The 14688-nt window shown below is 49.4% G+C and carries 13 protein-coding genes and 1 riboswitch; of the genes, 2 read left to right on the plus strand and 11 right to left on the minus strand.

Annotation, left to right across the window (positions count from 1 at the left end):
* Positions 1–24: 24 nt before the first annotated feature.
* The 6 genes from der to P9J64_04690 form a co-directional block, all read right to left on the minus strand.
* A complete protein-coding gene (gene der / locus P9J64_04665; protein ID MDG5467611.1) occupies positions 25–1338 on the minus strand; it encodes a ribosome biogenesis GTPase Der in 1314 nt (437 codons plus the stop codon).
* Positions 1339–1589: 251 nt separating this feature from the next.
* A complete protein-coding gene (locus tag P9J64_04670) occupies positions 1590–2618 on the minus strand; it encodes an NAD-dependent epimerase (protein MDG5467612.1) in 1029 nt (342 codons plus the stop codon).
* A gap of 136 nt (positions 2619–2754) precedes the next feature.
* A complete protein-coding gene (locus tag P9J64_04675; protein MDG5467613.1) occupies positions 2755–4104 on the minus strand; it encodes a phosphomannomutase in 1350 nt (449 codons plus the stop codon).
* A gap of 576 nt (positions 4105–4680) precedes the next feature.
* Positions 4681–5082: a GxxExxY protein gene (locus tag P9J64_04680; GenBank protein ID MDG5467614.1), complete on the minus strand. Its 402-nt coding sequence runs from the start codon at positions 5080–5082 to the stop codon at positions 4681–4683.
* Positions 5083–5727: 645 nt separating this feature from the next.
* Positions 5728–6672 (minus strand): hypothetical protein, encoded by a 945-nt coding sequence (locus P9J64_04685; GenBank protein ID MDG5467615.1) that lies wholly within the window; start codon positions 6670–6672, stop codon positions 5728–5730.
* Between the two features lie 281 nt (positions 6673–6953).
* On the minus strand, positions 6954–7778 hold the full coding sequence (locus P9J64_04690; GenBank protein MDG5467616.1) for a hypothetical protein: 825 nt from the start codon (positions 7776–7778) through the stop codon (positions 6954–6956).
* Between the two features lie 306 nt (positions 7779–8084).
* Positions 8085–8169, minus strand: a riboswitch (cyclic di-GMP riboswitch).
* Positions 8170–8410: 241 nt separating this feature from the next.
* Here P9J64_04690 and P9J64_04695 point away from each other — a divergent pair.
* Positions 8411–9505 carry a hypothetical protein gene (locus P9J64_04695; protein ID MDG5467617.1) on the plus strand — a complete coding sequence of 365 codons (1095 nt, stop codon included), beginning with the start codon at positions 8411–8413 and terminating at the stop codon, positions 9503–9505.
* A gap of 184 nt (positions 9506–9689) precedes the next feature.
* Here the strand turns inward: P9J64_04695 and P9J64_04700 are convergent, their stop codons facing one another.
* Both P9J64_04700 and P9J64_04705 read right to left on the minus strand, forming a co-directional pair.
* A complete protein-coding gene (locus P9J64_04700; GenBank protein MDG5467618.1) occupies positions 9690–11111 on the minus strand; it encodes a phosphoglucomutase/phosphomannomutase family protein in 1422 nt (473 codons plus the stop codon).
* Between the two features lie 287 nt (positions 11112–11398).
* Positions 11399–11713 (minus strand): hypothetical protein, encoded by a 315-nt coding sequence (locus P9J64_04705; GenBank protein MDG5467619.1) that lies wholly within the window; start codon positions 11711–11713, stop codon positions 11399–11401.
* 132 nt (positions 11714–11845) lie between these two features.
* On the opposite strand from P9J64_04705, the gene P9J64_04710 reads away from it, so the two are divergent.
* Positions 11846–12124, plus strand: a complete 279-nt coding sequence (locus P9J64_04710) for a PxxKW family cysteine-rich protein (protein ID MDG5467620.1) — start codon at positions 11846–11848, stop codon at positions 12122–12124.
* Positions 12125–12574: 450 nt separating this feature from the next.
* On the opposite strand, the gene scpB is transcribed toward P9J64_04710, so the two are convergent.
* The 3 genes from scpB to P9J64_04725 are packed head-to-tail and all read right to left on the minus strand — an operon-like array spanning position 12575 to position 14611.
* Complete coding sequence (gene scpB / locus P9J64_04715) at positions 12575–13162, minus strand: SMC-Scp complex subunit ScpB (GenBank protein ID MDG5467621.1); 588 nt, start codon at positions 13160–13162, stop codon at positions 12575–12577.
* Positions 13149–13919, minus strand: coding sequence for a segregation/condensation protein A (locus tag P9J64_04720; protein MDG5467622.1), 771 nt, complete (start codon positions 13917–13919; stop codon positions 13149–13151). Before P9J64_04720 ends, scpB begins: the two co-directional genes overlap by 14 nt.
* 8 nt (positions 13920–13927) lie before the next feature.
* Positions 13928–14611: a site-2 protease family protein gene (locus tag P9J64_04725; protein MDG5467623.1), complete on the minus strand. Its 684-nt coding sequence runs from the start codon at positions 14609–14611 to the stop codon at positions 13928–13930.
* Positions 14612–14688 lie beyond the last annotated feature (77 nt).

The raw sequence follows: 14688 nt of genomic DNA on the forward strand, positions 1-14688 counted from the left end.
ACGCCACGAACCACGCGCCGCAAGCTACCGTTCCCGATCCGTAAACTTCAAGCGAATCGGACAGGCAACAAAACCAAACGCCTCGCGGATGCAGTTCATCAGGTAGCGTTCGTAAGAGAAGTGGACGCCTTCAGCCTTGTTAACAAAGACCAGAAAGGTCGGTGGGCGAACGGCGGTCTGGGTCATGTAGAAGAATTTCAGGCGCTGGCCGCGATACATAGGCGGCTGGTGGTTATACTCGGCGTCTTTGAGGACTTTATTCAGCGCCGAGGTGGTCACTTTACGGTTGAACTCGTCATTCACCATCTCAACGTCAGCCATAATCTTGTTGATGCGTTGACCGGTCAAAGCTGAAACGAAGTGAATCGGGCTGTCCGGCAGGAAACGAAAAGCAGCGCGCACATCCTTAATGTACTCGCTCATGGTTTTGTTGTCTTTTTTCAGCAAATCCCACTTATTGACCACGATGATAATGGCCCGACCACGCTCGTGCGCATAGCCGGCAATCGTCAGGTCCTGATCGGTAATACCCTCTTCCGCATCGACAACGATCAGAGCAATGTGGCAGCGGTCCAAGGCCTTGAGAGCCTGGATCACCGAGTACTTTTCAAGCTTTTGCGAGACTCTACCTTTGCGCCGGATGCCGGCGGTATCGATCAGCACATAGCGCCGTTCATTGTAGGCAAAAACCGTGTCAACACTATCGCGGGTCGTGCCTGCCGTCGGGTTGGCGACCACGCGTTCATAGCCGAGCAGACGATTAACAAGAGACGATTTGCCGACATTCGGGCGACCGACGATCGCCATACGGGTTTCAGTCCCTTCATCGTCCTTCTCAGACGGTTCCGGCATCAGGGCAAGAAGCTCCTGAACCAGGTCATTCGTACCGATGCGATGTTCTGCGGCTATCGGGTGAATCGCATCAACCCCCAGAGCATAGAACTCGCCCAGGTAAGCCTCCTGGGCAGGACCATCCATCTTGTTGACGACAAAGAGGACAGGTTTATCCACCTGGCGCAGCATATGCGCGACCTCTTCATCAGCGGGATTCAAACCCTCACGACCATCCATGAGAAAGATGATGATATCGGCCTCTTCGATAGCCAACTGAGACTGCTCGCGCATCTGCGCCAGCAGACGCTCGCTGCTGACCGGCTCAAAGCCACCGGTGTCGATCAAAGTAAAACGTTTCGCAAAGCGATCCACATCCGCATAGTTGCGGTCGCGGGTCACCCCCGGGAAATCCTCGACAATGGCCTGACGCCTGCCAATAATCCGGTTAAAAAGAGTCGACTTACCCACATTGGGACGTCCGACGATTGCAACAAGGGAACTCATGGTTTTATCTCCGCAGACAGGCTGCCGGAAGAAAGTTAACAGTGATTTGCGATATAAATCTATACAACAAAATAAACAATTCAGCCGCAGATAAAATCGGATAACGTCTGATGGTTGCAAACTTCAAACTTTGTACCTTTGAAGCTATCAGATTCTATCAGATTTTATCTGCGGCCAACAACCAGCCTTGGACTTTAACCAAATACGCTTCCTTCAGTTAACCCTGACCCTCCGGGGTAGAAGCTCTTGATTTAAGGATAATATCCTGTATACCACTCGACAAACCTCTCAACCCCCACCTCGATCGGCGTCGCCGGCCGGAAGCCGACATCATGACCCAAGGCGTCAACATCGGCCCAGGTTGCAGGCACATCGCCCGGCTGAATCGGCATAAAGTTCTTGATGGCTTCTTTGCCCAAAGCCTTCTCAAGGGTTTCGATCAGGTGCATCAACTCCACCGGGTTGTTATTGCCGATATTGTACACCCGGTAAGGCGCAGCGCTCGTGCCAGGATCAGGAGTCGCCCCCGACCATGCGGCGTTTGCTTGTGCGGGTTGATCTGTAACACGAATCACACCCTCAACGATATCATCAATGTAGGTAAAATCTCGTTTCATGCGACCATGATTAAAAACATCGATCGGTTCACCGGCAAGGATCGCCTTAGTGAAGAGGAAAAGGGCCATATCCGGTCGACCCCAGGGCCCATATACGGTGAAGAAACGCAAACCGGTACAGGGCAAACCGTAGAGATGCGCATAGGTATGCGCCATCAACTCGTTGGCCTTCTTGCTCGCCGCATAAAGCGATAGGGGATGATCCACATTATCATGCACCGAGAAGGGCATGGTCGTGTTGGCACCGTAAACCGAGGAGGACGAAGCGTAAACCAAGTGCCCGATCTTATGATGACGGCACCCCTCGAGGACATTCATGAAACCAACCAGGTTGGCATCGACATAGGCATGCGGATTCGTCAACGAATAACGCACCCCGGCCTGCGCTCCCAGGTTGACCACCGCATCAAACTCGTACTCAGAAAAAAGCTTTTCCATCGCGGCACGATCAGAGAGATCATACTTAACAAAGGAGAAGTTATCCTGCCCTTCCAGTTGCTTAAGCCGGTTTTCTTTAAGTAAAACCTCATAATAATCATTGAGGTTGTCCAGGCCGATGACCGTGTCGCCACGCTCCAGCAAACGCTGGCAGAGATGGAAGCCAATAAAGCCAGCGGCGCCGGTCACGAGAACAGATGAACTTGATTTTGTCTTTTTTGGCATAAGCTTAGCCTTTTAAAAATACCGTTTCACCACAGAGAACACAGAGTGCACGAAGGAAACCTTAGACTTTAGTTTATTCTCTGTGAACTCTGTGTACTTTAGTGAGCAAAGCGAACGAGTGGTAAACAGCTTTTGACTATCGCTCTTTAAGAAAGCTCAGAAGCTCAGCTGTTTTTTCTTCCATCAGAACATAATCCCCACGCGATTCAACATTTAATCTTACCACCGGCTCAGTATTCGACATACGCAGATTGAACCGCCACTCGGCGAATTCAACAGAAAGTCCGTCCGTATGATCAATATCAAGAGCACCGGCGGAGTATTTTGCCTCAACAGCCGCAATCGCCGCTGCGGGGTCTTTCAACGTCCGGTTGATCTCACCGCTGGCAGGGAACTTCTTCATCCGCTCACCCACCAACTCAGAAAGCAGTTTTTTCTGCCGGCACATCAGCTCGACAACCAGCAACCATGGAATCATACCACTGTCGCAGTAGGCGAAGTCGCGAAAATAGTGATGAGCGCTCATTTCGCCGCCATAAACGGCATCCTCAGCGCGCATCCGCTCCTTGATGAAGGCGTGGCCAGTCTTGCTCATCACCGCCTCGCCACCGGCCTTCTCAACGATATCAACGGTGTTCCAGGTCAGGCGAGGATCATGAATAATCTTTGCATTCGGTCGGGTTGACAGAAAAGCTTCAGCGAGTAGACCAACAATGTAATAACCCTCGATAAACTCACCATGCTCGTTAAAGAGGAAGCAGCGATCAAAGTCACCATCCCAGGCAATACCCAGACCGGCTCCATGTTCGAGCACCGCGTCCCGGGTGATGCCACGATTCTCCGGCAGCAAGGGGTTCGGAATACCGTTAGGGAAAGACCCGTCCGGCTCATGACAAATCTTGATGATCTCCAGCGGCAGCTGCTTCTCCAGAAGATCGAGAAGAGGCCCGGCGCAACCATTGCCAGCGTTTACAACAACCTTCAACGGCCGCAAAGCAGAGGCATCGATGTAACTCAGAAGATGACGGATATAAGCAACCCGGTGCTCATAGGGTGTCACCTGCCCTGTCCGCTCAGGTGTATCAAACTTGCCTGATTCGGCAAGCTGCCGGATCATATCAAGCCCCGTGTCGCCACTGATCGGCCGGCTCTCTTCACGCACCAGCTTCATACCGTTGTAATCAGCCGGGTTGTGGCTTGCCGTCACCATGATGCCGCCATCGGCCTTGGCGTAAGACGTGGCGAAATAGACCTCCTCCGTACCGCACAGGCCAATATCGAGGACATCCGCCCCACCCTCGGTCAAGCCTTTCACCAGGGCCGCCGTCAACGCCGGGCTAGACGGACGCACATCCTGCCCCACCACCACCTGCTTCGGTTTCAGGAACTGCGCAAAAGCACGACCGATGCGATAGGCAACATCTTCGTTGAGTTGGTCGGGTAGACGACCGCGAATATCGTACGCTTTGAAACAGGAGATTTTCATGTGGAAAAAACCCTTCCTCTTTTAAAAGTAAAATCACAAATAAAAAAGTTAATTTACAGGAATGAAGGAGATAGACCAATCTTTAAATCAATTGACTGCCCCCCTTTGATCACTGCTAATAAGACTGTAAGGTCTCAGGATCAGAATTGACTCGTTCTTGCTGAAGACTTTTCACAGTCTACAGAACCTAGAGTGGCTTGGGTTCTAAATCAACCACTAAAACGTTAGAGAACAGGGATATGCAGGATAATTAGGATAACATCCAGGACAAATCTCAGGTTCACTTCTTAACGCCCCCAATCCTATCTATCCTGCGCATCCCTGTTAATAAGTCTTTAAGATCTCATGATTAGAGTTGACACGATCCTTTGCAGAAGACTTTTCACAGCCTTACTAATCTGGAGAGGCTTGGATCCCAAATCTAAAACTAAGACTTTAGATAACAGGGATATGCAGGATAATTTGGATAACATCCAGGACAAACCTCAGATTCACTTCTTAACGCCCTCCCCCTATCCTATCCTATCCTATCCTATCCTATCCTATCCTATCCTATCCTATCCTATCCTATCTATCCTATCTATCCTGCTTACCCTTATAAATGAGCTGATCAGTTTTATTATGGAGTCTTCGATACTCCACTTTCCTGCTGCCAAAATTAACCAACAAAGCCGTTTCCAAACCAGTCGCTTTAAGATAATTGATAACCTGTGCTAAATGTTCGGGGACTAAGGCCTTAACGGCTTTCAACTCAACAATAACTTCATCTTCAACCAACAAATCAGCAAAAAAGCTGCCGACCTGTTGGCCACGGAAAGTTACGGTGACAGGTGCCTGAGTCACAACACTAATATTTTTCTTACGCAAGGCAATGAGAAGCGCTTTTTCGTAAACAGATTCAAGAAACCCCGATCCCAGTTCATTGGCCACCTCAAAACATGCACCGAGAACCTCCTCTGTTAACTTTTCTTGTTTCATTTAACCTCCTTTAATTCATGTTCAAGCCTTTGTTAACAGGGATAGACAGGATGAATAAGATAGTTTAAGGACAAAGGCAAATCATGGTTTCGGTTGTTGAATTTATCCTGCCTTATCCTGCATATCCCTGTTAATAAGCTCTTGATCTCTAAATCTCTCTTTTAAACTAACTTTTCTTGTTTCATTTACCCCCCTTCAAATCTTTGCTAACAGTGATAAGGTAGGATAACGAAGATAGTTTAAGAACAAAGGTAAATCATGGTTTCGGTTGTTGAACTTATCCTGCCGTATCCTGCGTATCCCTGTTAATAAGCTCTTGATCTCTAAATTCTACTTTTAAACTTCAGTTAAAAAATTGGCCCGCCGTTTCAGGCGGGCCATAACATATCTCATAAAAATGAGATCACACAAAATGGGGCAGAAAGATCTCACGTCCCCCCTTCTGACAATTGCATAACATCGCATTCCCCTCCTCGCCACGGGTTCCCCTCAAACCTGGACGTCGGGTGCCGCAAAGTGGCCATTGCATTGCAAATGTGGAGACCTTTCTTTATCGGTACAGCTGTGTATTACCCTACCTCCCCCTTCATAGCTGCCATGCATTTCCCTGGCAGCAAATCAAAAAACTTTGATCTTTACAACACGCTAGTGCCCGGCTCCTGCAACAGTGAATTCATACCCGTTTTCAGCATCACCAATAACTTCGATGCTGGCAACAGGTTCGGCGTTGCTATTTCCTGCGGAGCCTTCCGGGGCAAAGAGATTAATTGAGTAGTCTCTGATAATATCCCCGGCCTGAACCTGAACATGGGCTGTTTCCGGGCCATTACCAGAATAATAATTAACACCAACACCATATCGTCCTGTTGCCAGGTTTTCACAATCAACAATGTAGTAGTGCTCAGGGCCCCAGGAAGTGACATCATCGTAGTCCAGGTAACCGGAGCTGCCCCACATGTTGCCATAATAGACATGGCTGCCATCCGGCTCATTAACGTGCAGATCCACGTCTCTTTCCGCTCCCCAGGTCAGGGTGACGCTGATGGGGCCGCTACCAATTTGCGGGGTTGGCCAGGAGAGAGAGTTGGCTTGACTGAGTGCGCTGCTGACGATCATTGGGCCGGTTTGGTTGCCGTTGAGATAAGAGTCGACGAAGCTGTGGTTCGTCCAGTCGTTAAAATTGGGGATATTGGCAACGTTTGGATTCAGGGTTCCCGGAAAGACAAGGTCGACCGCGGCAATGACAATATCGTTTATCAAGGTGTAATATGGTCCCCCACCCGCTACTCTGCTGGCAGGAGTGGCGACCGAGACGATGCCGAAGGAATTCATCGGAAGCCCCATAGCAGACAAGTTGCTATAGGCCGCATTTGTATAGAGATTGCCTTGGGAGTGAGCCACAACGAGAACCCTGTTGCCTTCCATCATCAGACTCTGGTAACGCTGGACATGGTCCCTCAGATCGGCATCTATAAGCGACTCGGCAGCGTCAAAACTTGCGGCCACGGTCTGGACTGAGGATTGAAACCAGTCAGGTGCAATCTCCATGTTGCCGAGCCAACGCCAATAGGATGAGACTTGATCGCCCATTCTTTGACGAAAGACCTCATAAATTGAACGCGCTCCCTCATTTGTATTTAAGCAATGGCCGAAAACCCATTGTTCATCGATTTGGCCTGAGGCTTTCATCTTAACTTCGAGTGCTTTTACACTAGAGATGACATCACCTTTTGAATTAAACATACCATTGGCAAACAGAACTTGAGTTTTTTGTTCACAATAACTTGCCTCTGAGACATTTGGAGAAAAGCCTCCCACTAAAACACATAAAAGCAACAGAACATGACATAACAATTTCATTTTCACCTCCATCAGTTTTCAAGAATATCAGGATCAAAAGTGCAGCTTTGCTTCCACTCAGAAAATGGTGCAGACATAAAAGTACCACCACCTAAGATACGGCTAGAATCGAGATAGGCGTATACACGGTCTGAAGTATTCACGACTACACTTTCAATTTCTTTAATAAGTGTATGAGCATCAGTTGGATGGAGGTAGTAGAGGCACTCTGTCGCTCGATGGAAGGCGTCCATATCGTTATAAACCGAATCCCGATCACCCTCACGAGCATGGATCATAAAGTTCTGCAATGGATAGTAGTTCTGAATCAGCGCCTGACGGGTTTTCTCAGAATTCGGGTAGGTCAATGCAATCCAGCGCTCGATGTCATCGCGTATGCCATTATCATTGACATCAACACCTTCAATGGTGGCATCGCCCGCAGGTCCTGGATCGGGAGGAAGGTTCAGGGTAGGTTCAGCCAATATTTGAACATTCAGGAAACCGCCGGGGTTGCTGCGAAGTGAAACTGAGAGAGTGTTTTCGAGATCGTTGGGTGAGATGGCGCGATCAATGGCCTGAACCTTCTGGTTGAAATCTGAAGGACCGAGTATTTTTACGCCGTTGAGACTGATGATAGCACTTGAAACCTGGTTCGTGCCGCTCTCATCACCATTTTGAACCTTGAGAATAAAATCTTCGAAGCCTTGTCCGTAGAAACGAAACTCTTCTTTGACAGGTGATCCGGTCACCGAATCAATGCGTTCTTCTAAAACGATTTGCGCTGCGAGTGCTGCCGTGGCTGTCAGACAGACAGCGACCACCATCAGCACAAGCATCATGCTTGTTTTCTTCATAGCTTCCTCCTTTACTGACAACAATTAATAAGTCATTACAATGTGACGCATTCCAGGCTGGCCCTCTCCTTTCTTGCCTGGCGTATATTTATGGCGAACCTTGCTGCAAAGTTTTTTCGTCAACGTGTAAACGAAAAGACACTGCAGAGGTAAGCTGTTTTCAGGGAGGGGGATTGTTCGGAAGAAACCCGAAGACTATTTCTTGATTTTCTGATAGAACAAGTTTGCAGTCCGAAGACCCACCTTCCGTTCTATCTCCCCTCCATTTCAAAAAAAAACAGCCGGACTGCGAAGGTTATAAAATCCTTCAGCAGCCCGGCTGTCTTTAAATAGCAGATAAAGACCCGTGGCTTTCCGACCCATCCTCACGAATGGTTTGGCGTTTTTTAAGTGGCCGTTGATTAACAGTTTCAAACGCGAATTAAGTTAAATTGCCCCAAGCTTATTGTCAAGAAAAAATTTAAATTTGAATAATTTCCGCTCCATTGACTACTCCATAAATCAGTCAAACCAAGTTAAACCCAAGATTTTTAATGCTTTATTTTAATTACAACGAATCACTATAAATATCTATATAACAGTGTTATATTATTAATTCATACAAAGTACAGCAACATACCAGGAGGCAGACCATGCCGATCGCTCCACCGATTGAAACGCTGCTTGATCAACCTCCCATGGAGTTGATGGACCTGTTTGGGCGGATGCGATCTCTGACGAGTGAAGCCCGTTTTGAAGGAACTTTGCCGATCGTCTGGCAGTGTTCGGATGAGAGTCAGAGTATCAAGAAGAGTCTTTTCGGCTACGTGTATGATTGCCCGGCCTTTAACCTGGGACGGGTCGGTGCTCTGATCGACCCGAAGCGACTGATCCCGGCATCACATCACGGTCGCGACCTGGTTATCCTCGGCGGGAGCCACATCGGTGGCAGTGAAGAGACAGGGATCGGCTATGTAGAGCGCGTGCACGGCAAGGTCGCCCCCTGCTGCGGCATGCTGAATCGTCTGATGAACCCCTACATGACTCTTTACCAACGCGCATCAACCTTGATCACACTTTTCCGCGGCCCCGGTGGTTTGAAGGTCGAAATCCCCTACAAATACCTGCTGCGTAAAAGCACCGACACGCATGACCACCCTCACCTGCACCTGAACATCGATCAACTGGTGGATGGTGAACCTTTACGGGATGCCAGCCAGGGCAAGGTCTATCGCCTCAACAAGGACTTCACGAACCGCTACCAGCACCCGCTAAAAGAGATCGCCAACATACCGGTTCCGATTGGCAAGCTCCTTGACCCGACCACCTTCTATTTCACCATGAATCTCAACGAGAGACGACACGATCCCGACTCCATGCTGGAGAATTCGGTCTTCGACTTCATGCCCGACATCGTCACCTCGCCCTACCCGCACCGACGCATGGCCGACGTCAACACCTGGCGGCAATTCCACCGCCTGGCCTCGTACGTCACCGATTCCTTTGAGAGCGGAGACCGCAACATCCTGATCATCGCCGGCCTGACCATCGACCACACGATCAAGCGCAACACGTTTATTCCGCAATTCGGTTTCTGGATGCAGCAGGGCCGTGCGTTGCAGGCGCGTTATTTTAACGCACTGGAGTTAAATGAGTTACTTGGGGAGCAGAAGGTATTTGCGCCATGTAAGACATTTTTGGAGTATGCGGAGATTACTTTGGACAAAAGCACAGGCCTAACAGATTAATTTACAGGGATCTGCAGGATGAACAGGATGGGTCAATCCAATACAAAGTTCTAATAAGCACTAAGAATGAGTTTGGTTTTAAACAATCCTACATATCCTGCATATCCCTGTTAAAAGTTTTTGTTTCATATTCTACCTTTCAAACTATCCTGCACATCCCTGTTAAACATAGGTTTTGATAGGTTCAGCTTTCCACAAAGCCAACCGCTGCAGCAGTCAGCGCGTCCAACTCTTCCACACTCCCCGCCTCAGTATAAACCCGCACAACAGGCTCAGTGCCCGACTTGCGGAAAAGGGCCCAGGAGCCATCTTCGAGGATCATTTTAACACCGTCTGTTGTCACCAACTCCTTAACCGGTTTGCCCGCCAAAGTGTCTGGCGGTGAAGCGAGCTTATCACCAATCTTTTCTGCGAGCTCCGGGGAGAGGCGCAGGTTCTTACGGGACGTATGGAATTCACCAACGCGGCTGTAGAGGTCTTGTAACAGTTGGCCAACCGTCTTGCACTCGACAGCCACCATTTCCGCGACCAGTAGGCAGGCGAGTACACCATCTTTATCGGGGACGTGACCGCGCAGACTCAAACCGGCACTCTCTTCACCGCCGATGACGATCTCGTTATCACGGATAAATTCACCGATATATTTGAAGCCGACCGGTGTTTCGCGCACTTTATAACCGTGATGAGCGGCTACGGCATCGATAAAATGAGAGGTGGCAACAGAGCGCGCGGCGTCACCTGACTCCCCTTTGTGGCGGATCAGGTAGTCATAGAGGAGCGCCAGGATATAGTTAGGTTCGATAAAGGAGCCATCGGCGTCGATAATGCCGTAGCGATCGGCGTCGCCATCGGTCGCCAGGCCCAACATGACATGCTTATCGCCTTTGACACGGGTGATGAGATCATTGAGATGAGCCGGTGCAGGATCCGGGGGCATGCCGCCGAAGTAGGGATCTTTGGAGCTGTTGATCGTCTGCACCAGCAACCCGGCCTCAACCAGAATGCCGTCGACATAGTCACGCCCTGCCCCGTACATCGGGTCAAAGATCACGCTCATACCGGACTTGCCGATCGCCTCAATATCTACCTTTGCGCGGATCACATCAAGGTAATCAGGCATGGGGTCGATCTCCTCGACCAAACCGGCACGCACGGCCTTATCGAGCGGCATATCGCGGTAACAGACTTCGCCGAGCATGGCATTGGCCAGGCGCTCTATTTCTGCGGTGACTTCGGGCAAAGCAGGTCCACCCCAGGCGGTTGAGAACTTGATGCCGTTGTAATCGTAGGGGTTGTGACTTGCTGTGAAGTTGATGGCGCCAGCAGCACCGCGGCGCATGATTTCGTAGGCGATCACCGGTGTTGGCGTATCGTTCTTGCAGATAAAAGACGGCACCTTCGAGCCGGCCAGCACGCGTGCCGTCTCCCTGGCGAATTTTTCGCCCATGAACCGGCTGTCATGACCGACAACAACACCCTTATCAGCGCTTTTGTCGGCGTGCAGAAAATCTGCGATCGCCTGAGTGACAATACGGACATTTTCGAGGGTAAAATCCTCGGCGAGAAGGCCACGCCAACCGGATGTTCCGAACTTTATTTGAGTCATTTTTCTCTCCTGGGGAAAACTAAAAGCGCTATTAATGGCCGCAGATAGAATCTGATAAAACCGGATAATTCAAAAGCTTTATTCTCAATTTAGCCGCAATGAAAATCTATGAAGGTCTATAATGTTTAAACCTTAAAGACAAGAGCTACAGCTTTTATCTTGAATAGATTTTCATAGATTCTGATCGCGGCTAAATAATGACTTAATGTTATCGTTACTAGCTTTTGACCTACCACCTCAGATTTTATGAGATGTTTTCTGCGGCTAAAAAACACAAATAAAATGTATCAGGTTTCCTCGGGATCTCCATCGTCCAGCAGGGTCGGTGCAGGATAATTTTCAATCTCCGAGACATAAGGGCAATCCGCCGGCATGATGCCCTTGGAAAGGATTTCATCGGTCAAGCGTACGCAACCGGGACGTTTGACATCGCGCTCGCTATAGACGCGGCAGAGCTTGGTTTCCGTGTCGAGAAATTCACAGGGCAGTTCGGTGTAATAGATACGACCCTCGAAATCCACTTTTTCGTAGCAGCAGCGTCCGCACCTGCAGCAGATGGATTCCCATTTTTCTGAATCATTTTGGATGTCTTCACTCATCATGCAAAACTACCCCTTCGGGAAAATCCAGTCAATGGCAAGAGGTTGTGGCTTTTATGGTTGACACGCATCGGCAAAAGGGGTTAGAAATCCCGTTCGACTACTAGATCAAGCTTTGAATAAAGGAGTACCCCAATGAAGTGTCAAACAGTTCTTCCCGATACAGAGTGCGTGTTCTGGAGCAAAAAAGGTTGTGTTGCTGAAGGCGGCAGCTGCCAGAACGTTATCGAAATGTGTGAAGGTTGCGATCATATTGTAGACGGCTCCATCGGTCCGGTTTGCGTGAAGGCGCCCGCCCCGATCAAAAAATGGTCTGCCGGCCTCTGCAACTTCGCGACACACCGGAAAGTTGAAGTTAAAATCGAGGAGATCAAGGTTAACCCGATCAAAGCTTCGAAGCGTGCCGGTCGTTAAAGACTTAAGCACCAGATGTTACATTATTCAGGCCGACAACCTTATGGTTGCCGGCCTGTTTTTTTTGTATTCTCTGAAAATCAAAACAATATTTAACAGGGATAGACAGGATGAATAGGATATTTCAACAACAATAACCTTTTATTGGCCGCAGATAACATCTGATGAAATCTGATGGGGTAAGTCAAAAACAATAATCTCCGGGTTTTATTTTAAACAATAGCTTTTAATAGCTTTTGATCGCGGCTAAGAAAAAGGTTCAATGCTTTGGTTCATACCTTCGATTTATCCTGTTTATCCTGCGTATCCCTGTTATCTTTTTAAGCTTTTAACCATCCGATTTCATCAGATGTTATCTGCGGCTAAAGAATGCTTAAGCTTTGCTGTTATTCAGTTTAGCAGCATGTGACAGTTCCCTTAACATCGGGGACAGCCCCTGTTGTCAACGATCTATTCGTCACCAACCTCTTCAACCAACAAAGGCATGCTGGTCATAAACTCCCCACTCTCCTCTTCCGGAACCAGGTCGCTGAATTCACGCAAGGTCGGTAATGACGAAAGATCCGAGAGGCCGAACAGTTCGAGAAACTCCTTGGTCGTGCCGTAGATCATCGGCTTGCCGGGAACATCTTTCTTACCAAGGATTCTGATCAAACGTTTCTCGAGCAGGGTTTTCACCACGCTGCCTGAATCAACGCCGCGCAGGTACTCGATCTCCGAGCGGGTGACCGGCTGTCGGTAGGCAATAATCGAAAGCGACTCCAAGGCAGGACGGGAGAACTTGAAGGGACGACTCTGGCCGAGCTTGCGTAAGTAATCAGCGTATTCCGGACGAGTCCTGAGCTGGTAACCACCTGAAACTTCCTGCATGAAAAAACCACGCGGGTGCTCTTCGTAATCAGCCTCCAGGGCTTCGATAGCGGCACAGATTTCCGCCTGCTCCAAATCGAGGGCCTCGGCCATGCGCTCAACCTTAAGTGGCCCATCGGCGGCAAAGATCAAGGCTTCTACCAGAGGGGTGAGGTCATGAATATCCAAGGGAATCTTCTCCTAGGTCCAGCTCTTCGCTTTCTTCAATAGCCACTGCGGGAAAAACCCAGATACTGCCGTAACGAACATTCTGCATAAAACGAACCATACGCAACTTAACCAATTCCAGCAGTGCCAGGAAAGTTACGATCACTTCGCTACGCTTAAGGCCGCCAGTGAAAAGATCGGTAAAGGCGATACTCTCCTGCCCTTGAAGTTGCGAGAGAATGGCGTTGATTCGATCGGTGACAGAGAGATGCTCCATGTCGACCTGGTGAACGAGCGGTTCCGAACTTTCCTTCATGACCTCTTTCAGCGCTTCCACAAGATCGAAAAGTCCTACCGAAACGAAACCGGCTTCCGCATTTTCAAGAACTTCAGGCTCTGCCGAGACACGGGCAAATAGATCGCGTCCCAACTGGGGTTTGCTCTCAAGAGTCAGGGACACTTCCTTATATTTCTGGTACTCGAGAAGACGCCGCACAAGCTCCGCTCGCGGGTCATCCTCTTCTTCTTCCAGTTCATCCTCAACGATCTTGGGCAAGAGCATCTTCGATTTGATATGAAGAAGCGTTGCTGCCATCAGCAGGAACTCTCCGGCCATGTCAAGATTGAGTGACTTCATGGCATCGAGAATACTCAAATACTGTCTGGTTATTTCCGCCATGGGAATGTCATAGACATCCATCTCATTTTTTTTGATGAGATGAAGCAGCAGGTCGAGCGGCCCTTCGAAATTTTCCAGCTGAATTGCGTAATTGTCCATAGTGCCGCTCATTGGTAGAAAAGCAGGCGCATGGTCTGCTCAACCACGTCCATATGCGCCCCTGCCATCATCGCCACCACGCTATGCACGGCAGGACCAAAGGCCGAACTCCAGATCGACGTGCCGAAGATCAGAAATACAATCAACAGCATACCGAAGGGCTCAATGCGACGCAGTAATTGCGACTGGCTCTCGGGAAGAATCCCCATGAGGACGCGGCCCCCATCGAGAGGCGGGATTGGCAGCAGGTTGAAAAGGCAGAGGATAACATTGATATAGAGACCGAACGCAGCCATCAGACCGACCGGCTCAATCATAGGCAGGAGTTGACTGCCTTCCGGAACAGCGGCAGCAATATAAACAACGACACGGAGTAAAAGCGCGCAGAAAAGAGCCAGCATCAGGTTCGCACTCGGCCCCGCCAGAGAGACCCAGATCATATCTTTTTGGGCTCGACGCAGGTTGTTTGCATTAACCGGCACCGGTCGCGCCCAGCCAAAGCCAAAGACCAACAAAGCGATTGTCCCGATCGGGTCGAGGTGCTTGACCGGGTTCAATGTCAGACGCCCCAACAAACGGGCGGTCGGATCTCCGAGCTTATCAGCAATGAAACCGTGGGCGACCTCGTGCATGGTGACCGCCAACAATGCCGGCACCAGCATGATCGAAATTTTGAGCAGGATATGTTCCATAAAGAAGGGCTTTACCAGTCAATTAAAAATCAATGTTTACTTCTAGCAGATGCACCTGTGCAAGTCAACGCTTCAGA

Source organism: Deltaproteobacteria bacterium IMCC39524 (assembly GCA_029667085.1).
Lineage (GTDB): Bacteria > Desulfobacterota > Desulfuromonadia > Desulfuromonadales > BM103 > M0040.

Bases quoted from the DNA above. Each gene is read 5' to 3' on its own strand.
- P9J64_04670 (MDG5467612.1), bottom strand. From the start codon at position 2,618: ATGCCAAAAAAGACAAAATCAAGTTCATCTGTTCTCGTGACCGGCGCC.
- P9J64_04685 (MDG5467615.1), bottom strand. From the start codon at position 6,672: ATGGGCGATCAAGTCTCATCCTATTGGCGTTGGCTCGGCAACATGGAG.
- der (MDG5467611.1), bottom strand. From the start codon at position 1,338: ATGAGTTCCCTTGTTGCAATCGTCGGACGTCCCAATGTGGGTAAGTCG.
- P9J64_04700 (MDG5467618.1), bottom strand. From the start codon at position 11,111: ATGACTCAAATAAAGTTCGGAACATCCGGTTGGCGTGGCCTTCTCGCC.
- P9J64_04695 (MDG5467617.1), top strand. From the start codon at position 8,411: ATGCCGATCGCTCCACCGATTGAAACGCTGCTTGATCAACCTCCCATG.
- P9J64_04690 (MDG5467616.1), bottom strand. From the start codon at position 7,778: ATGAAGAAAACAAGCATGATGCTTGTGCTGATGGTGGTCGCTGTCTGT.
- P9J64_04725 (MDG5467623.1), bottom strand. From the start codon at position 14,611: ATGGAACATATCCTGCTCAAAATTTCGATCATGCTGGTGCCGGCATTG.
- P9J64_04720 (MDG5467622.1), bottom strand. From the start codon at position 13,919: ATGGACAATTACGCAATTCAGCTGGAAAATTTCGAAGGGCCGCTCGAC.
- P9J64_04705 (MDG5467619.1), bottom strand. From the start codon at position 11,713: ATGATGAGTGAAGACATCCAAAATGATTCAGAAAAATGGGAATCCATC.
- P9J64_04680 (MDG5467614.1), bottom strand. From the start codon at position 5,082: ATGAAACAAGAAAAGTTAACAGAGGAGGTTCTCGGTGCATGTTTTGAG.
- P9J64_04710 (MDG5467620.1), top strand. From the start codon at position 11,846: ATGAAGTGTCAAACAGTTCTTCCCGATACAGAGTGCGTGTTCTGGAGC.
- P9J64_04675 (MDG5467613.1), bottom strand. From the start codon at position 4,104: ATGAAAATCTCCTGTTTCAAAGCGTACGATATTCGCGGTCGTCTACCC.